Genomic DNA, 17,823 nt, shown 5'->3' with positions numbered 1-17,823 from the left:
TGGGAACGGAGCGGACGTTATTGCTTGAACATTAGTTGGGCTACGAGGTGGAGTCAGAGTGACTGTGCCGGTGGTGAAAATCCGGATAGTGAGCGTGTTTGTGCCGCACCGGTTCGTGTCGATGCCAGTGTGAATGCGGTTCGGTTATCGGTCCGTCATGCTCATGCCGATGATGGTCGTCGTGACTATGGATGTGATCATGTTCCAGCCGTTCATGAAGATGCTCGTGGTCATGCTTTTCCGCAAGGTGCAGCCAAAGTCCGAGAGCCATCAGCAAACCGGCAGACACCAGAGAAACGGTGATTGCGTCCTTGAACAGCATCAACGCGAGGGTTGATCCGATGAAGGGAGCCAGCGAGAAGTAGGCGCCAGTTCGCGCTGTGCCCAGATGCCGAAGCCCCAGCAAAAACATCACAAGGCTTACCCCAACCCCCAGAAAGCCGACTATTGCGCCGGCAGCCAAGAGCCGGGCATCGGGTAGAGCCGCCCCAAGCCAAAGCGCCAGAACGAAATTCACGCAACCTGCGACCAGACCTTTCAGCATCGCGATCTGAACAGGATCTGCCGCAGACAACTTGCGCGTGAGGTTGTTGTCGATTCCCCAGCACAAGCAGGCCGCCGCGATCAGCAACCCGCCCGTATCGAGGCTAAGGCCACGCCCGTTCCAAGACAGCAAGACGGCCCCAAACAAGATCGCGCCAGCGCCAAGCAACAAACGCCGGTCGACGTTTTCACGAAACACGATCCATGCAATTGCCATGGTCGCCAGACCTTCGAGATTGAGCAGTAGCGCGCCTGATGAAGCCGATGTCCGCGACAGGCCAAGCATCAACAACAACGGTCCCAACATGCCGCCAAACAGGATTACTGCGGCAAGCCATGGCAAATCAGACTTCTCCAAAGCAGCCTCGGCGTTGGACAGCCCGATCCGGGGTCGCCCCCATTGGACCGCCGCCAAACCGACGCCTGCGCCGAGATAGAGAATTCCGGCGAGAAGCCATGGGTCAACCGAACCCATCAGCAATTTGGACAACGGGGTGGAAGCCCCGAAAAGAATGGCTGCGCCGAGCGCAAGCGGCACACCGGGCCAGAGATGTGATCGAGAATTCGACATTGGCAAAGCTTACCACGCGAGCCCGAACCAACAAGGGCACAAGCCAGAGATTGCGGAAACAAATGTCCTGCAGAAATTATCGCTGGTTGCAGCTTTGGGCTCGGACCGGTCTCACCCCCTCCTACGCCGCCAGCCCCTTGGCCCCCATGCCCAGGAACTTTTGCCGGCGGTCGGCGATCAGGGCCTTGGCGTCCTTGCCGTCCAGCTCTTTCAGCAGGGTGGCGATCGCCTTTCCGACATCCGCAATCGCGGTCTTGGCGTCGCGTTGCGCCCCGCCCAACGGTTCGGGGATGATCTTGTCGATGACATTCAGTGCCTTGAGATCCTGCGCGGTCAGGCGCAGGGCGGCGGCGGCCTCGCGCATCTTTTCGGCGTCTTTCCACAGGATCGAGGCGCAGCCCTCGGGCGTGATGACCGAATAGACCGAATGTTCCAGCATCGCCACGCGGTTGGCCGTGGCAAAGGCCACAGCCCCACCCGACCCGCCTTCGCCGATGATAATCGAGATCAGCGGCACGCCGATCTGCAGGCATTTCTGGGTTGATCGGGCAATGGCCTCGGACTGGCCGCGTTCTTCGGCGCCCTTGCCGGGATAGGCGCCCGGCGTGTCCACCAGCGTGATCACCGGCAGGTGAAACCGGTCGGCAAGATCCATCAGCCGGATCGCCTTGCGATAGCCTTCCGGGCGGGCCATGCCGAAATTCCGTTCGATCCGGGTTTTGGTGTCAGAGCCTTTTTCCTGACCGATCACCACCACCGGGCGATCCTTGAACCGCGCCAGCCCGCCCATCACCGCGTGGTCGTCGGCAAAGTTGCGGTCGCCTGCCAGCGGCGTGTAATCGGTGAACAGCGCGTCGATGTAATCCTTGCAATGAGGCCGCTCAGGGTGGCGCGCGACCTGGCATTTCTGCCAGGCGTTCAATCCCTTGTAGAGATCGCGCAGCATGTCGGCGGCTTTCTTGTCCAGCGCCGCGGCCTCTTGGCTGACATTCATCTTGTCGTTGGCCAGCGCCATCGCGCGCAGTTCTTCTGCCTTGCCTTCAATTTCGGCAAGCGGCTTTTCGAATTCAAGATATTGCATGGGCGGACTCCGGGCCGTTGGTGCAGGATATATGACGGCGGCGCGCGGGATTTGCAACAAAGCAAGGCATGCAAAGCGATGTGATCTGTCGACGGGTGCCGATAGGTGAAAGGATCACCACCTGCCCCGCAGACAGGTGGCGTCGTCTTGGTGCGGGGGCATACTTGCCGCCCTTGGGGCGGTCAGCCCGCGATCATTTCCGACTGGCGCACGATCACCTCGGCCTGTTTGATCGACGCGATATCGACCAGACGACCCTTGTAAACCGTGGCGCCTGCGCCTTCGGATTTGGCCTTTTCCATTGCGGCCAGAATTTCGCGCGCTTCGGCGACGGCCTCGGCCGAGGGGGTGAAGACCTCGTTCGCGATGGCAACCTGTTTGGGGTGGATCGCCCATTTGCCGACCATGCCCAGCGTGGCCGACCGCCGCGCCTGCGCGCGGAAACCTTCGTCATCGGAAAAATCGCCAAACGGGCCATCGACCGGCAGCACGCCATGCGTGCGGCAGGCAGCCACAATCGCGGCCTGTGCCCAATGCCACGGATCGGACCAGTGTTTTTCGCCCTCGCGCAGCATATAATAGTTTTCCTGCGTGCCGCCGATCCCGGTGGTCTGCATGCCCATGCTGGCCGCGAAATCGGCGGCCCCCAGCGACATCGCCTGCAAGCGCGGGCTGCTGGCGGCAATCGCATCGACATTGGCCAGACCGGCGGCGGATTCGATGATGACCTCGAACGTAATCGGTTTGGTGCGGCCCTTGGCGGCTTCAATCGCGGTGACAAGGGCATCGACGGCATAGACATCCGACGCATTGCCGACCTTGGGGATCATGATCTGGTCCAGCCTGTCGCCGGCCTGTTCCAGCAGATCGACCACGTCGCGATACCAATAGGGCGTGTCCAGCCCGTTGATCCGCACGGACAGGTATTTGTTGCCCCAGTCGATATCGCCGATCGCCTGAATGATATTGGCCCGTGCTGCGGGCTTGTCATCGGGTGCGACGCTGTCTTCCAGATCCAGGTTGATCACATCTGCCGGGCCGGCGGCCATTTTCTCGAAAATGGCAGGGCGGGAACCGGGGCCGAACAACTGGCAACGGTTCGGGCGGGCGGGGGCAGGGGGCTGAATGCGAAAGCTCATGCTGGGCGCCTTTGAGTAAGGAAGTTTCGGGAAGATTGCCGCCACTGATAGGATATTGCGCATCTCGTTTCAAGAATGGTTTGCAGATGCAGCATGGTGCTGTCGGCGCCGTAACGGCGGCCAAAATGCATGAATTCGCTTCTCACTTCGCGTGCCGGGTTCCATACTGATCCCGTCAGCATGTCCATGTGGGAGCGTTGCGATGATCCAGACCCCTTATATTCTGTTTCTGGGCGATGCGGTCGATCCGCTGACCGCAAAGGTCGCACAGGGTATCCGCGACTGGCGGCCGGAAAACGTGGCAGGCCAGATCCGAATGGAGGGCTGTCAGGCCGATATGCGGATACCCGACATGACACTGGCACAGGCGCGCGCGGCCGGGGCGAAGACGGTTGTAATCGGGGTCGCCAACCGGGGCGGCGAGATTTCGCAATCATGGCGAAAGATACTGATCGAGGCGCTGGAGGAAGGGTTCGATCTGGCCAGCGGCCTGCACAGCCTTCTGCGTGATGAACCCGATCTGGCCTATGCGGCACGTATGAACGGGCGAAAGCTGCACGATGTCCGGGTTCCCGGCATGCGCTATCCTGTGGCGAATGGCATCAAGCGGCGCGGCAAACGCTGTCTGGCGGTGGGGACCGATTGTTCGGTGGGCAAGATGTATACCGCACTGGCCATGGATGCCGAAATGCGCGCGCGCGGATTGAAATCGACCTTTCGCGCCACAGGGCAGACGGGCATTCTGATCACCGGGTCGGGCGTGCCGCTGGATGCCGTTGTGGCAGATTTCATGGCAGGGGCCGTGGAATGGCTGACCCCCGACAATGACGATGATCACTGGGACATGATCGAGGGACAGGGCAGCCTGTTCCACGTGTCATATTCGGGCGTGACACTGGCACTGATCCATGGCGGTCAGCCCGATGCGCTGATCCTGTGTGACGAACCAACGCGGGCGCATATGCGTGGCCTGCCCGGCTATCGACCGCCCGGGCTGGAACTGCTGCGCGATACGGCGCTGGTCCTGGCACGGGTGGCCAACCCGGCCTGTCAGGTGGTCGGCATTTCGGTCAACACCCAGCATCTGAACGACGATCAGGCGCTGGAACACATGTCCGCGGTCGAGACCTGGATGGGCCTGCCCGCTGTTGATCCGTTCCGGCAGGGGGCCGGGCGGCTGGTCGATGCGCTGATGGCGGTATAGAAGCCTGATATGCAGATCACGGTTTCACATGACATTTTTCCGATCGCGGGCGTATTCACGATCGCCCGCGGTTCTCGGACGAAGGCGCGGGTTCTGACTGTGACACTGGTTGCGGATGGTCAACAGGGCCGTGGCGAATGCGTGCCCTATGCGCGGTATGGCGAAACCCTGGACAGTGTCGCCGCGCAGATCGCGGGCCTGCCGGACGAATTTGATGGCGCCCGGTTGCAAACCCTTCTGCCGCCCGGTGCCGCGCGCAATGCGGTTGATTGCGCCCTGTGGGACTGGCAGGCGAAATTGGCGGGCAAAAGGGTCTGGCAACTGGCCGGTCTGCCCGCGCCACGGCCCGTTGTCACCGCCTATACCCTGTCGCTGGACAGCCCCGAAAACATGCGCGCCGCCGCCGCCCGGCACGCCGCGCGCCCGTTGCTGAAGATCAAGCTGGGCACGCCGGACGATATGCCGCGCCTGGAGGCTGTGCGCGCAGGCGCCCCCGGATCACGCATCATCGTTGATGCGAATGAAGGTTGGAGCGCCGATATCTATGCCGATCTGGCCCCGCATCTGGTTCGTCTGGGGGTGGAACTGGTCGAACAGCCGCTGCCTGCCGGGGCCGATGACATGCTGGGCGAAATCGCCCGCCCCTTGCCCGTCTGCGCCGATGAAAGCTGCCATGATCGCGCGTCGCTGCCTGCCCTCGCGGGTAAATACGACATGGTGAACATCAAGCTGGACAAGACAGGCGGTCTGACCGAGGCCCTTGCCCTGCGCGCCGCGGCCCGCGCTGCGGGCTTTGGTGTGATGGTCGGCTGCATGGTCGGCAGCTCGCTGGCGATGGCCCCGGCGGTTCTGGTGGCGCAGGATGCGGATATCACAGACCTTGACGGCCCGCTTCTGTTGGCCGAAGACCGGGCGCAGCCTTTGCACTATGATGATGCCAAAGTATACCCGCCCGACGCGGCGCTTTGGGGATAGGAGAACAGCATGAGCCGGATCGTTTACGTGAATGGAGAATACCTGCCCGAAGATCAGGCAAAGGTATCGGTCTTTGATCGCGGTTTCCTGATGGCCGACGGCGTCTATGAAGTGACCAGCGTTCTGGACGGCAAGCTGATCGACTTCAAGGGCCATGCCGAACGGCTAGAGCGTTCCTTGAGAGAACTGGACATGGCCTCGCCCGTGGCAATGGACGAATTGCTGGAGATTCACCGCGAACTGGTGCGGCGCAATGATTTGGCCGAGGGCGGTGTCTATCTGCAGATCACCCGCGGCGCGCCCGCCGATCGTGATTTCGCCTTTCCCGACCCGGCGGTTACGCCGTCGACCATCGTTCTGTTCACGCAGAAAAAGAACCTTGTGTCGTCACCCGCAGCCGAAACGGGCATAAAGGTTATTTCCATCGACGATCTGCGCTGGGGGCGGCGCGACATCAAGACGGTGCAACTTCTCTATCCCTCGATGGGCAAGATGATGGCGAAAAAGGCCGGATGCGACGACGCCTGGATGGTCGAAGACGGGTTCGTGACCGAAGGCACGTCGAACAACGCCTATATCGTCAAGGGCGGGCGGATCATTACCCGCCAGCTGGGCAGCGAAATTCTGCATGGAATTACGCGCGCTGCCATCCTGCGCTTCGCCCGCGAGGCGCAGATGGTCGTAGAGGAACGCCCCTATACCATCGCCGAGGCGCAAGCGGCGGATGAGGCGTTCATCACCTCGGCCACGACCTTCGTGCAGCCGGTGGTGGAAATCGACGGGGCCACCATTGGCACGGGCAAGCCCGGCCCGGTAGCCCTGCGCTTGCGCGAGATCTATCTGGACGAAAGCCGCAAGGCCGGTATGTGAGGCCAGGGCGAGGGGCTGTCTGCCCCTCGCGCTCCCCGAAGATATTTTAACGAAAAAGAAACCAGAATCGGATGATCTGCTCCTGCGGTACAGGCGGGGACGCCGATGACCGCCGAAAGAGAAGCCGCCCCGTTTCCGAATGTGAAGCGGGGCGCATTCTTGTGTTTCTTTTTCGCATAAATATCCCCGCCGGAGGCATGCTGACATATTCGGTGCAACCGCGCTACAAGATGAGCGGGACAGAGGCAGGTCTGGCGGCGGGGTCAGAACACCTTGTGACAGCTGTATCATTCGATTTCGGAATGGCAGGTCACGCGAGCCGCTTTATGACCAGCGCATGAAGGGACGGACCGGCGGCCACAACGCCCCGTGACAGCGGGCTGGGTGTATTGAAGGGCATCTGTGCCCCATGCCGGTCGGTTAGCATGCCGCCGGATTCGGTGACGATCAGGCTGCCAGCTGCGGTGTCCCAGTGCCAGCTGTCGCGCAATGTCAGAGTGGCGTCGAACCGGCCTTCGGCAACCAGGCACAGCCGATAGGCCAGCGAGGGTCGCAGGTGGCGCTGAACCTGTGGGACGGGCCCCGACCAGTGCTGAGGTTCCAGCGCCGCGCGGGCGATCAGCAGATCGGCGCCGTCCAGCGCGGCACGGTCGGTTACCCGGATAGGCGCATCATTCAGCGTGGCCCCCATACCCTGTTGTGCGGCATACAGCTTGTCGCGCAGCGGCAGGAAGACCACGGCTGCGGTGACGGCCCCATCCCGGACCACCGCCAGCGAATGGGCGAACGTGCGGTCGCCTTCGATGAAGGCACGGGTGCCGTCGATGGGGTCGATGACGAAACTGCTGCGATTGGACAGGCGGGCCGCGGTATCGGCCGTTTCTTCCGACAGCCATCCATAATCTGGCCGGGCGGCCATCAGCCTGGCGCGCAGCATGCTGTCGATGGCGATGTCGGCTTCGGTTACCGGGCCCTGATGTCCGGCCTTGTACCAGGTTCGCGGGCTGTTGCGCCAGAATTTGACGGCGATGTCGCCTGCGGCCAGGGCGGCATCGGTCAGCAGGGCGAGATCATTCTCCGGCAAGGGTCAGCCCTTCGATCAGCAGGCTGGGAACCCGCCTGGACAGATGCGGCCGGGCATCATTGGCCGGGATCAGCCCGCGCAGCATGTCGCGCAGGTTGCCCGCCAGCGTGCATTCGTTGACCGGATGCCGGATCTGACCGTTTTCAACCCAAAACCCCGACGTGCCGCGCGAATAATCACCGGTATTGGAGTTGATCGTGCTGCCGATCAGCGACGTAACCAACAGCCCGGTGCCCATCTGCGTGACAAGATCGTTCCGGCTGTACTGCCCCGGTGTCAGCGTGACATTGCCAGCCGACGGCGTGGGCGGCGATGATGTGCCGCGCGCGGCATTGGCGGTGCTGGACAGGCCTAGGCGGCGGGCTGTGGCCAGATCGAGTGTCCACCCCGTCAGCACACCGTTGTTGATGATCGCGCGCCGCATTGTCGGCAACCCTTCGGCATCAAACGGGCGCGATCCGGTGGCGCGCGGGCGATGCGGGTCTTCGATCAGCGACAGCCCATCCGGCAGAACCGGCTCACCCATGGCATTGCGCAGCCATGACGCCCCGCGCGCGATTGCCACGCCGTTGATGGCCGACAAGAGATGGCCGATCAGCGAGGAAGCGATACGTTCATCGAACAGGACCGGATAATGGCCGGTCCTGGGCCGCCGCGCGCCGGCCCGTGCGACAGCCCGTTCGGCAGCCAGCTGGCCGACGATGGCTGCATCTGGAAGATCGGCCTGAAAGACACGGGATTCGGCGGCATAGTCGCGCTCCATCCCGCCTGCCTTGCCCGAAATGGCGACGCAGGAAATATCGCGGCTGGTGCGCGAATAGCCGCCCGAAAAGCCATTGCTGGCGGCCAGGTGAACATGGTTGCGGCTGTAGCCCGCCGAGGCAGCCTGGACCTGCGTGACATCTTTGCAGGACAGGGCCGCAGCTTCGGCCCGGCGAGCGTCGTCTTGCAATGCCGCCGGGGCGGGTTCGTCGGCGGGATCGGCCAGTTCCAGCGCGGCCAGATCCCAGTTGCGGGCGATCTGGCCGGGGTCGGCCAGCCCGACGGATGGATCCTGTGGCGCCTCGCGCGCCATGGCGACGGCACGTGCCGCCATTTCGGCGATTGTTTGCGCGCGCGTATCCGAGGCCGAGACGCAGGCCTGCCGTTGCCCGATCAGAACCCGCAGACCGATATCGGTGCCTTCCGAGCGTTCGGCCTGTTCCAGAACCCCGCTGCGCACATCAATATTAAGCGAGGTGCCGGCCACGGCGATGGCATCAGCGGCATCTGCCCCCGCCTTGCGGGCGGCATGCAACAATTGATCGGTCAGGGATGCAAGACTGTCGGTCATCCGGGGGCTTTCATTTGGTCAGGCTGGCTTACTGCCAAATGCCGCCCATCGGCAAGTGCCGCTGCCACCCGGACACCCGCATTCGATCCTGCATTCAGCGGATACGCTGCCCATTGAGCAGAATCTGACCATCCGGCGTGGCGGTGATTTCGGATGTCATTGTGTCGTCGTCCTCACCTGGCTGGGCGAAATTTTTCAGCATTGACCGCGCAGTCATTGCCATGAACGGCTCGATCACCTTCATCTTCGTCAGCCGGTCCAGCAGCGTATCGCTGCCTGTCAGCCGCAGGCTTGCACTGCCGATCGGTACCGGGAATGGTTCCGACGGGTTGGAATTGTCGAAGGTGAATGCGCCGCTGCCGGTCAGGCTGGCGCCTGCGGCGCTCAACTCCACGTCATTGATCGTAAGCTGGTGCAATTCGCCGGCGCGCCCATCCAGATCGGCAAGCGCGTCCGGGTTGAACACATCGACAAACAGGCGGGCGATACCCGACAGATCGAATGTCAGCGTCGCCGGATCATGGGGCAGCATGGCCTGCGGGTCGATCAGGGCCCAGACGGCATCATCCAGGGCAATGCCCCGCAGTGTCGTCAGCAGGCCAAAGGCTGCGGGTTCGTCGGTTTGCCCCGTGGGCAGTTTTATGTTGAATGCCGTGTCCTGAATGCTCGCCTTGATCTGTGCCAACGGCAGATCAGCGCCTGAAACGGCCAGTTTAATGCCGGTTTGAGTGCCGCCATAAGTGATGTTCTGATCGTTCATCGCATAAGACAGCGTGCCGCCTGAATTGCTGCCTTCCAGCGAGAAAGGTTTGTCGTCAATATCGGAAGTGGCCTGCAATTGCGCGCCATCATATCGCAGCGATCCATCGGTGATCAGGCCGGATTCCAGCATTTTGCCCAAATCGCCGGAACCGTCGGTCGCCGGAAATTCGCTCTGCGATTTCATGACCATGTTTTCCAGTCCGGCCACAAAGCTAACATGGCCATCTTGTTCTGGCGGGGCGACATCGGCGCCGATGGTTGCCTTCTGGGCGCGCAGGTTGGCTGTGGCCTCGTAATGCAATCCCTTCGTCAAGGCATAGCTGCCCTCAAGCATCGACAGGCCCATCCTGATGTCGGCGCTGACCGGCTCTCCGTCCAGATCCAGTTCGCGGATGCTGAGGGTTATCTGCCTGGCGTCAAAATCGTAATTCGTCACGGCGCCCGTGCCACTGGCGATCACGACAGGCCGGTCCAATGTCACGATTGCGGACATGCTGAAAGGCTTGCCATCTTGCGGGGCAGCGCTGACTGTCATCGGATATTCGGCGGGAAGGGTGATCTCGACTGTCCCGTCGCGTCTTTCGGTCAAGGTGATGGTGCCGATGCTGGCGCGGGCCTGCATATCGGGTTGCTCTACGGAATAAGCCGCGCCCTGAACCGTCAGAACCTTGTCTTTTTGCGTCACGGTTCCGCTCAGCGACTGCCCTGTCGCCTTGCTGAAGTCCTGCATCTGTTCCCAGACCTGCCGGGCTGTTACATCGGCCCAGGCGGCGGGGGCTGTCATTGCGCCGACCCAAAGGGCGGCCGCGGCGCATAAACGGCGATAGGTCATGGAAACTTTCCTAACTGGATAACTCGCTAACAGCTTCGGCTTTCGTCCGGTCAGGGTCAAGGGTAGGGTGGGATCACAAAGCTGTTTGTGGGGAATATCTGCGGGCTGAACAGGGGCGGGCGATGGCGCAAATCGCGAAGAAACACGTGGTGATCACAGGAGCCAGCCGTGGGATAGGCGCGGCGGCGGCGCGGTGCTTTGCCGCGACTGGTGCCCGGGTGGCGCTGATGGCGCGCGATTTGCCCGCGATGCAGGACTTGGCGGCTGAAATCGGGCCGGGCGCAGTGGCACTGGGCTGCGATGTCAGCGATTTCGCGGCCATGCAAGATGCCGTGGCACAAGCTGTGGCCCGGTTCGGGCCGGTGGATGTTCTGATCAACAATGCCGGGGTCATTGAACCGATTGCGCCGATACATATGGCGGACCCGGCCATATGGGGCAGCGCGATCGACATCAATCTGAAGGGCGTGTTTCACGGCATGCGCGCCGTGCTGCCCGGCATGATTGCCACGCAGGGCGGCACGGTTTTGACTGTCAGTTCTGGCGCGGCCCACGCCCCGATGCAGGGCTGGAGCCAATATTGCGCCGCCAAGGCGGGTGTGGCGATGTTGACCCGGTCGCTGGATCTGGAATATCGCGCCCTTGGCATCCGGGCTATGGGCCTGTCGCCCGGAACCGTGGCCACAGATATGCAGCGGGCAATCCGCGCCAGCGGGGTGAACCGGGTCAGCCAGTTGGACTGGTCGGCGCATATCCCGCCCCAATGGGTGGGCCGCGCGCTGGTCTGGATGTGCGGGCCGGATGCGGATGAATTTATCGGACAGGAGGTTTCGTTGCGGGATGAAAACATCAGAAAACGCGTGGGGGTCATCGCATGATCGGGCTTGATATCGACGGGGGCCGCTGGACCGTCACGCTGAACCGGCCAGACAAGGCCAATTCGCTGACCCGCACGATGCTGGGGCGGCTGGACGAAATCTTTGAACAGGCCGCCAGTTCCGATATCGGCGTGCTGGTGCTGACGGGCACCGGCAAGGTGTTTTCCGCCGGGGCCGATCTGGAAGAGGCCCATGCCGGGCTGGCCACCGACCCGATCTGGGAAAGCGTGTCTGGCCGGCTGGCGGCCTTGCCCTGTCTGACGATTGCCGCGCTGAATGGCACGCTGGCGGGGGGCACGTTCGGCATGGCGCTGGCCTGTGATCTGCGGCTAGCGGTGCCGGGGGCGAAATTCTTTTACCCCGCGATCAAGCTGGGGTTCCTGCCGCAGCCGTCTGATCCGGGCCGTTTGGCGGCCCTTGTGGGGCCCGCGCGGGCCAAGCTGATCCTGATGGGGGCGGCAAAGCTGACGGCGGATGAGGCATTGATGTTCGGCCTGATCGACCGGATCGTGCCGGGCGATGCGATGCAGGATGAAATTGTGGCCCTGTCCACGGATGCGATGGCCGCCCAGCCCGAAAACCGCGCCGCGATCAAGGCAATGTGCAATGGCCAGCCGCCCGTGCGGCGATGACCGATACCCTTGATGCGCTGGTGATCGGCGCGGGGCCTGCCGGGCTGATGGCGGCGCAGGCGCTGGCACAGGCCGGGCGGCGGGTGTTGCTGGCCGAGGCAAAGCCATCCGCCGGGCGCAAGTTTTTGATGGCGGGCAAATCGGGCCTGAACCTGACCAAGGACGAACCCGCTGACCGCTTTTTGGCGCAATATGGCGATGACCGCCCGTTGGGCCCGATGTTGAAACAATTCGGCCCGGCGCAGGTGCAGGATTGGGCGCGCGGGTTGGGGCAGGATGTGTTCACCGGCAGCACTGGCCGCGTCTTTCCGCGTGTGATGAAGGCGTCACCACTGTTGCGGGCGTGGATGGGGCGGCTGGATGGGTTGGGGGTGGAATTGCGCACCCGTTGGCGCTGGACCGGCTGGCAGGGCGATGCCGTTACCTTTGACACGCCGGATGGCGCGGTGGCATTGCGCCCGGCTGTCACCGTTCTGGCGTTGGGCGGGGCCAGCTGGGCGCGGCTGGGGGCGGACGGGCACTGGGCCGGGTTGCTGGGCGCGCGGGGTGTGCCGCTGGCGCCGTTCCGGCCCGCGAATATGGGCCTGATCGTGGACTGGTCTGAAGCGATGGCGCGCCAGTTCGGCCAGCCCGTAAAAGGCACTGCCCTGACCGCCGGGGGCAAAACGGTGCGGGGCGAGTTTGTGATTTCCGCCCGCGGGGTTGAGGGCGGCGCGATCTATACGCTGTCGCGCGCGCTGCGCGACGGGGCTGCGTTGCAGATCGACCTGATGCCGGATTGGAACGTCGCGCGCATTGCCGATCAACTGGCCCGCCCGCGCGGCAAGGCCAGCCTGTCCAATCACCTGCGCAAGGTGCTGCGCCTGCATCCCGCGCAGATCGCACTGCTGATGGAATTCGGCCGCCCCCTGCCCGAAGGCGCCGCATTGGCCGCGCTGATCAAGGCGCTGCCCATTGCCCATGCCGGCCCCCGCCCGCTGGACGAGGCGATATCGACCGCCGGCGGGGTGCGGTTCGACGGGCTGGATGCCGGGCTTATGCTGAACGCCGTTCCGGGTGTGTTCTGCGCAGGCGAGATGCTGGACTGGGAGGCCCCCACAGGCGGCTATCTGTTGACTGCCTGTCTGGCAACGGGTCTGTGGGCGGGGCAGGCGGCGGCGCGTTATTCTGCCTGATGCGCCTGGGCGCGCAAAAACGCGGGCCGCGTCATCAGGCGCGCGGCATAATCGGCCACGACAGGTTCATCTATGTCGAACCGCGCGCGCCTGGCCCAGATCACGCAATGGGTCAGCAATATATCGGGCACCGTCATCTGATCGCCCATCAGGAACGGCCCGTCACCCATTCGGGGCACCAGACGTTTCATGTTGCGGGCAAATTCCCAGCGCAGGCTGTCCTTGATTGCGGGCACCCGGTGTTCGGCAGGCAGCGCGAAACTGTGCCGCCCCGACATCCACAACAGGCCCTCGATCTCATCAAGGATCAACAGCGTCAGGCTGTCTTGGCGGGCGCGCGGCACTGTTCCGGCGGGACATGTCAGCGCGCCATGGTGATCGGCCAGATAGGTCAGGATCGCCACGGAATCGATGATCGGGGCATCATCAACCAACAAGACCGGCACCTTGCCGGTGGGGTTGAATTTCAGGGCCTCTTCGCTGCGCGGCAGGGCGGGAACCATGTCATAGGGCTGGCCCAGTTCTTCCAGCATCCACAAAACCCGCAGGGCGCGCGTATTGGCATGGCCGACGACGGTATACATGATGGTTCCCCCCTATCGCGCGCCGATCATCCCGCCGAATGCGGCGCGGTGCAAGTCCCGTTAGGCCGGCACAGCGCCCAGTTCCTGCATCACCTGTGCACCGATGCGAAAGGATTCGATGCGCGCGGCAGGATCGTGGATCTGGCCTGACAGGATCACCTCATCGGGTTGAAAATTGTCGATCAGGCTGGACAGCTGCGCGCGCACCGTATCCGGCGCCCCCACCGCCGAACAGGACAGCGATTGCATCACACCCGCCACCACCGGATAGGGCAGAACCGATCCGATATCATCCACCGGGCGCGGCAATGGCCCGCGCCGCCCGGCCCGCAGATTGGCAAAGGCCTGTATCATCGAGGTTTGCAACCGCGCCCCCGCCGCATCGGTATCGGCGGCGAAGATGTTGATCGCCATCATCGCATGCGGTTTGTCCAGTTGGGCCGAAGGGCGGAAGGTGCGGCGATAAACCTCGAACGCCTGTTCCAGGGCCTGCGGCGCGAAATGCGATGCAAAGGCATAGGGCAACCCCAGATGCGCGGCCAGTTGCGCGCCATACAGCGACGACCCCAATATCCACACCGGCACATGCGTGCCCATGCCCGGAATGGCGCGCACACGGGCCTGCGGATCGGCATCGCCCAGATAGGTGATCAGTTCGCCCACATCCTGCGGAAACGTGTCTTCGGCCCGCATCCCGCGGCGCAGGGCCTGCATGGTTGGCCCGTCCGTGCCCGGCGCACGGCCCAGCCCCAGATCAATGCGGCCCGGATACAGCGTGGCCAGCGTGCCGAACTGTTCGGCCACCATCAGCGGCGCATGGTTGGGCAGCATGATGCCCCCTGCGCCCACGCGCATCGTCTTGGTCACGCTGGCGACATGGCCGATCAGAATCGCGGTGGCCGCGCTGGCGATACCGGTCATGTTGTGATGTTCGGCCAGCCAGTATCGGGTGTAACCCCAGTCTTCGGCATGGCGGGCCAGATCGGCGGTATTGGCCAGCGCATCGGCGGCGGTGGCCCCTTCAGGGATCGGGGCAAGATCAAGCAGGGAATAAGGGATCATCGGCAGGGCCTGTCTGTTGTTGCCGGTAATGTGGGGCCTGCCCGGCACAAAGGAAAGGGTCAGTCGCGTTTGGACAGAGGAAGGACGGTGGCGGTTTCTTCGGGCGACAATTCCTCGAAATCGAAATTGTCCAGCCGTGCGGCGCGTTTTCCCGCCCGTTCGGCGGCGGTGCCGATCCCGTCCAGATCGGCGCGCGCCTGCGAAAAATGGGTGTTCAGCTTGTCCACCCGTTCCACGACCATTTCCACATCGCGGTGCAGCATCTTCAGCGTCTTGCGGATCGCGCCGGCCTGTTCGCGCATCCGGGCGTCTTTCAGGATCGCCCGCATCGTGTGCAGGGTGGCCATGCAGGTGGTCGGCGATACGATCCAGACGCGGGCATCAAACCCTTCGCGCACCAGTTCGGGGAAATTGGAATGCAGTTCGGCATAGACTGCCTCGGATGGCAGGAACATCAGCGCGCCATCGGCGGTTTCGCCTTCGATGATGTATCTGTCTGAAATCGCCTTGATATGCGCGCGCACCGATGTGCGCAGAAACCGCGCGGCCTCGGCCAGATCGCGTTCCGTTTTGGCGTTGCGCAGGGCCTCATAGGCTTCTAGCGGGAATTTGCTGTCGATTACGATCGGGCCGGGCGGGTTGGGCAGATGGATCAGGCAATCGGCGCGCTTGCCGTTCGATAGCGTTGCCTGCAACGAATAGCTGTCTTTGGGCAGCGCCTTCAGCACGATGTCATGCAGCTGAATTTCACCAAACGCGCCGCGCGTCTGCTTGTTGGACAGGATATCCTGCAAGGACAGCACATCGCCCGACAGCTTTTCGATATTGGCCTGCGCCTTGTCGATGGTTTCCAGCCGCTGTTGCAGATCGCCAAGGCTGCGCGCGGTGCGGGTAGCGGTGCCTTGCAGGTTTTCGCCCATCACCCGGCTGACCTCGGCCAGGCGCTGTTCCATCAGGTGCAGCATATTGGTCTGGGATGCGGCCTGGGCCTCGGCCACGCGGGTCAGCCCGCCGGTCAGTTGCTGCTGCCCGTCCGACAGCATCTGCACCGACCGCCCGACCTGATCCATCTGATATACCAGCGGCTCGGCCAGCCGCGCCGACCGCCCGGCCCGCGCCATCGTCACGAAGAGCAGGATCAGGATCAAGGCCATGATCCCCGAACCCATCAGGATGGCAATCACCACGGGGTCGCTGAACGCGAAGGATTGGGTGCCGATCTGGATCATCTGCGACCGAACAGCTTTTCAATATCGGCCAGCTTCAGTTCCACATAGGTGGGCCGCCCGTGGTTACACTGGCCCGAATGCGGCGTCGCCTCCATCTCGCGCAGCAGAGCGTTCATTTCCTCGGCCCGCATCCGGCGGCCCGAGCGGATCGAGCCATGACAGGCCATCCGGCTCAGGATCGCCTCGATCTTTGCCTGCACCAGGGTGCTGTCGCCCTGATCGTCCAACTCGTCCAGAATATCGCGCAACAGGGCATCGGCGTTGATCTGCCCCAGCACCGCCGGGGTTTCGCGCACCGCAATCGCGCCTGCGCCAAAGGGTTCGATACTGACCCCAAGCCGGGCCAGATCGCCCGTCACCTCCAGCAGGCGCGCGCAATCACCGCCCGACATTTCGACAATTTCTGGGATCAGCAGCGCCTGCGCCGCCACGCCGTTTTCGCCCATCTGTCGTTTCAGCCGCTCATAAACCAGCCGCTCATGCGCGGCGTGCTGATCGACGATCACCATGCCGTCGGCGGTCTGGGCGATGATATAATTCTCATGCACCTGCGCCCGGGCCGCGCCCAGCGGCAGATCACCGGGCTGTTCCACCACATCCTCGACCCGGGCAAAGGGCGCTGCGGCCTCGGCAAATTGCGGCGCCTGCGCGGCATAGGACCGCGACAGCGCCCCCGCCGACGGGCGATCCATCTGATAGATCCGTGCGGGGCCAAACGGTTCGGCCCGCATCGCGCCCAGCGTTTCACCGGCAATCGTCGATGACGCCCGGTGCCCGGCCCCGGCCAGCGCATGGCGCAGCCCCGATACGATCAGCCCGCGCACCAGCCCGGGATCGCGGAACCGCACCTCGGCCTTGGCCGGGTGCACGTTCACATCGACCAGATGCGGGTCGCAATCCACGAACAGCACCGCCGCCGGATGCCGGTCGCGGCTCAGAAAATCGGCATAGGCGCCGCGCAACGCGCCGATCAACAGCTTGTCGCGCACCGGGCGGCCATTGACGAACAGATACTGCGCCACCGCCGAGCCGCGCGAATAGGTCGGCAGCGCGGCATAGCCTGTCAGATGGAAACCATCGCGCATCGCATCGATCCGCAGCGCGTTTTCGGCAAATTCCGCGCCCAGCACCCGCGCCAGACGGCCATGCAGCGCGTCGAACAGATCACCACTTTCGGGATCGGCGCGAAAGACGACACGCGCCTCGCCCCCCGACAGATCGCGCAACGTAAAGCCGACAAAGGGTTCGGCCATCGCCAGCCGCTTGACGACATCGCCGATCGCCTGCGCCTCGGCCCGGTCGGTGCGCAGAAACTTCAGCCGCGCCGGGGTCGCATAGAACAGATCACGTAGTTCCACCACCGTGCCACGGTTCAGCGCCGCGGGCCGCACCGCCGTCATTGCCCCGCCCGCCACCGCGATTTCTGCCGCATCATCCCCCGCGCGCGAGGTGATCTTCAGCCGCCCCACCGCGCCCAGCGACGGCAGCGCCTCGCCCCGGAACCCGAATGTGTGGATATCCAGCAGGTCGGATCCGTCGATCTTCGATGTGGCGTGACGGGCCAGCGCCAGCGGCAAGTCCTGCGCATCCATGCCGCAGCCATCATCCGCGACGCGGATCAGTGTCTTGCCGCCATCGGCATATTCCACCGTGATCCGACGCGCGCCCGCATCCAGCGCATTCTCTACCAGTTCCTTGACTGCAGAGGCCGGCCGCTCCACCACCTCACCCGCCGCAATGCGATTGACCGCCGCCTCGTCCAGCTGTCGGATGACAGGTCGTTTTGTGCTTATTTGGGGGTCCAACGCATTCATGCCACAACAATTAGCATGCTGCTCGCGATTCGACCATGCATGTTGGCCTTATTCT

16 protein-coding genes are annotated in these 17,823 nt (G+C 63.5%); 6 read left to right on the top strand and 10 right to left on the bottom strand.

Going from position 1 to position 17,823, the window contains the following annotated elements:
• Window positions 1-40: 40 nt before the first annotated feature.
• The 3 genes from ACTCHC_RS04230 to ACTCHC_RS04220 form a co-directional block, all read right to left on the bottom strand.
• Complete coding sequence (locus ACTCHC_RS04230) at window positions 41-1,114, bottom strand: DMT family transporter (protein ID WP_463021220.1); 1,074 nt, start codon at window positions 1,112-1,114, stop codon at window positions 41-43.
• A gap of 121 nt (window positions 1,115-1,235) precedes the next feature.
• Window positions 1,236-2,195 carry an acetyl-CoA carboxylase carboxyltransferase subunit alpha gene (locus tag ACTCHC_RS04225; RefSeq protein WP_463021219.1) on the bottom strand — a complete coding sequence of 320 codons (960 nt, stop codon included), beginning with the start codon at window positions 2,193-2,195 and terminating at the stop codon, window positions 1,236-1,238.
• A 182-nt stretch (window positions 2,196-2,377) separates the two neighbouring features.
• A complete protein-coding gene (locus ACTCHC_RS04220; RefSeq protein WP_463021218.1) occupies window positions 2,378-3,334 on the bottom strand; it encodes an L-malyl-CoA/beta-methylmalyl-CoA lyase in 957 nt (318 codons plus the stop codon).
• A gap of 202 nt (window positions 3,335-3,536) precedes the next feature.
• Here ACTCHC_RS04220 and dgcN point away from each other — a divergent pair, with 202 nt between their 5' ends.
• Genes dgcN through ACTCHC_RS04205 form a run of 3 tightly spaced genes read left to right on the top strand, consistent with a single transcriptional unit; the run spans window position 3,537 to window position 6,383 of the window.
• On the top strand, window positions 3,537-4,538 hold the full coding sequence (gene dgcN, locus ACTCHC_RS04215) for an N-acetyltransferase DgcN (protein WP_463021217.1): 1,002 nt from the start codon (window positions 3,537-3,539) through the stop codon (window positions 4,536-4,538).
• A 9-nt stretch (window positions 4,539-4,547) separates the two neighbouring features.
• Complete coding sequence (gene dgcA, locus ACTCHC_RS04210) at window positions 4,548-5,513, top strand: N-acetyl-D-Glu racemase DgcA (protein WP_463021216.1); 966 nt, start codon at window positions 4,548-4,550, stop codon at window positions 5,511-5,513.
• Between the two features lie 9 nt (window positions 5,514-5,522).
• Complete coding sequence (locus ACTCHC_RS04205; protein WP_463021215.1) at window positions 5,523-6,383, top strand: D-amino-acid transaminase; 861 nt, start codon at window positions 5,523-5,525, stop codon at window positions 6,381-6,383.
• 310 nt (window positions 6,384-6,693) lie between these two features.
• Here ACTCHC_RS04205 and ACTCHC_RS04200 read toward each other — a convergent pair whose 3' ends face one another.
• The 3 genes from ACTCHC_RS04200 to ACTCHC_RS04190 all read right to left on the bottom strand — a co-directional run bounded on the left by ACTCHC_RS04200 (window position 6,694) and on the right by ACTCHC_RS04190 (window position 10,394).
• The gene (locus tag ACTCHC_RS04200) at window positions 6,694-7,467 is read right to left on the bottom strand and encodes an inositol monophosphatase family protein (RefSeq protein WP_463021214.1); all 774 of its coding nucleotides are present in this window, start codon (window positions 7,465-7,467) and stop codon (window positions 6,694-6,696) included.
• Window positions 7,454-8,800, bottom strand: a complete 1,347-nt coding sequence (locus ACTCHC_RS04195) for a TldD/PmbA family protein (RefSeq protein WP_463021213.1) — start codon at window positions 8,798-8,800, stop codon at window positions 7,454-7,456. The genes ACTCHC_RS04200 and ACTCHC_RS04195 overlap by 14 nt, the downstream gene beginning before the upstream one ends.
• Window positions 8,801-8,894: 94 nt before the next feature.
• Complete coding sequence (locus ACTCHC_RS04190) at window positions 8,895-10,394, bottom strand: DUF2125 domain-containing protein (RefSeq protein WP_463021212.1); 1,500 nt, start codon at window positions 10,392-10,394, stop codon at window positions 8,895-8,897.
• A 122-nt stretch (window positions 10,395-10,516) separates the two neighbouring features.
• Between ACTCHC_RS04190 and ACTCHC_RS04185 the strand changes: the two genes are divergently transcribed.
• The 3 genes from ACTCHC_RS04185 to ACTCHC_RS04175 are packed head-to-tail and all read left to right on the top strand — an operon-like array spanning window position 10,517 to window position 13,079.
• Window positions 10,517-11,272 (top strand): SDR family oxidoreductase, encoded by a 756-nt coding sequence (locus ACTCHC_RS04185; protein ID WP_463021211.1) that lies wholly within the window; start codon window positions 10,517-10,519, stop codon window positions 11,270-11,272.
• The gene (locus ACTCHC_RS04180) at window positions 11,269-11,904 is read left to right on the top strand and encodes an enoyl-CoA hydratase/isomerase family protein (RefSeq protein ID WP_463021210.1); all 636 of its coding nucleotides are present in this window, start codon (window positions 11,269-11,271) and stop codon (window positions 11,902-11,904) included. Before ACTCHC_RS04185 ends, ACTCHC_RS04180 begins: the two co-directional genes overlap by 4 nt.
• Entirely contained in the window at window positions 11,901-13,079 is a 1,179-nt protein-coding gene (locus ACTCHC_RS04175; RefSeq protein ID WP_463021209.1) for a TIGR03862 family flavoprotein, read from the top strand. The genes ACTCHC_RS04180 and ACTCHC_RS04175 overlap by 4 nt, the downstream gene beginning before the upstream one ends.
• Here the strand turns inward: ACTCHC_RS04175 and ACTCHC_RS04170 are convergent.
• The 4 genes from ACTCHC_RS04170 to mutL are packed head-to-tail and all read right to left on the bottom strand — an operon-like array spanning window position 13,067 to window position 17,768.
• Window positions 13,067-13,663, bottom strand: coding sequence for a glutathione S-transferase family protein (locus ACTCHC_RS04170; protein WP_463021208.1), 597 nt, complete (start codon window positions 13,661-13,663; stop codon window positions 13,067-13,069). The two genes, ACTCHC_RS04175 and ACTCHC_RS04170, sit on opposite strands and share 13 nt — an antisense overlap.
• Window positions 13,664-13,723: 60 nt before the next feature.
• Window positions 13,724-14,725, bottom strand: a complete 1,002-nt coding sequence (locus ACTCHC_RS04165) for an LLM class flavin-dependent oxidoreductase (protein WP_463021207.1) — start codon at window positions 14,723-14,725, stop codon at window positions 13,724-13,726.
• Window positions 14,726-14,784: 59 nt separating this feature from the next.
• Entirely contained in the window at window positions 14,785-15,954 is a 1,170-nt protein-coding gene (locus ACTCHC_RS04160) for a DNA recombination protein RmuC (protein WP_463021205.1), read from the bottom strand.
• On the bottom strand, window positions 15,951-17,768 hold the full coding sequence (gene mutL / locus ACTCHC_RS04155) for a DNA mismatch repair endonuclease MutL (RefSeq protein WP_463021204.1): 1,818 nt from the start codon (window positions 17,766-17,768) through the stop codon (window positions 15,951-15,953). The genes ACTCHC_RS04160 and mutL overlap by 4 nt, the downstream gene beginning before the upstream one ends.
• Window positions 17,769-17,823: the final 55 nt, after the last annotated feature.

The sequence above is a fragment of the Actibacterium sp. genome (assembly GCF_055134745.1).
Note: the sequence above shows the minus strand (reverse complement) of the source record. Positions and strands in the feature narration are given on the sequence as shown.

Bases quoted from the DNA above. Each gene is read 5' to 3' on its own strand.
- ACTCHC_RS04230 (WP_463021220.1), bottom strand. From the start codon at position 1,114: ATGTCGAATTCTCGATCACATCTCTGGCCCGGTGTGCCGCTTGCGCTC.
- ACTCHC_RS04225 (WP_463021219.1), bottom strand. From the start codon at position 2,195: ATGCAATATCTTGAATTCGAAAAGCCGCTTGCCGAAATTGAAGGCAAG.
- ACTCHC_RS04220 (WP_463021218.1), bottom strand. From the start codon at position 3,334: ATGAGCTTTCGCATTCAGCCCCCTGCCCCCGCCCGCCCGAACCGTTGC.
- dgcN (WP_463021217.1), top strand. From the start codon at position 3,537: ATGATCCAGACCCCTTATATTCTGTTTCTGGGCGATGCGGTCGATCCG.
- dgcA (WP_463021216.1), top strand. From the start codon at position 4,548: ATGCAGATCACGGTTTCACATGACATTTTTCCGATCGCGGGCGTATTC.
- ACTCHC_RS04205 (WP_463021215.1), top strand. From the start codon at position 5,523: ATGAGCCGGATCGTTTACGTGAATGGAGAATACCTGCCCGAAGATCAG.
- ACTCHC_RS04195 (WP_463021213.1), bottom strand. From the start codon at position 8,800: ATGACCGACAGTCTTGCATCCCTGACCGATCAATTGTTGCATGCCGCC.
- ACTCHC_RS04190 (WP_463021212.1), bottom strand. From the start codon at position 10,394: ATGACCTATCGCCGTTTATGCGCCGCGGCCGCCCTTTGGGTCGGCGCA.
- ACTCHC_RS04185 (WP_463021211.1), top strand. From the start codon at position 10,517: ATGGCGCAAATCGCGAAGAAACACGTGGTGATCACAGGAGCCAGCCGT.
- ACTCHC_RS04180 (WP_463021210.1), top strand. From the start codon at position 11,269: ATGATCGGGCTTGATATCGACGGGGGCCGCTGGACCGTCACGCTGAAC.
- ACTCHC_RS04175 (WP_463021209.1), top strand. From the start codon at position 11,901: ATGACCGATACCCTTGATGCGCTGGTGATCGGCGCGGGGCCTGCCGGG.
- ACTCHC_RS04170 (WP_463021208.1), bottom strand. From the start codon at position 13,663: ATGTATACCGTCGTCGGCCATGCCAATACGCGCGCCCTGCGGGTTTTG.
- ACTCHC_RS04165 (WP_463021207.1), bottom strand. From the start codon at position 14,725: ATGATCCCTTATTCCCTGCTTGATCTTGCCCCGATCCCTGAAGGGGCC.
- ACTCHC_RS04160 (WP_463021205.1), bottom strand. From the start codon at position 15,954: ATGATCCAGATCGGCACCCAATCCTTCGCGTTCAGCGACCCCGTGGTG.
- mutL (WP_463021204.1), bottom strand. From the start codon at position 17,768: ATGAATGCGTTGGACCCCCAAATAAGCACAAAACGACCTGTCATCCGA.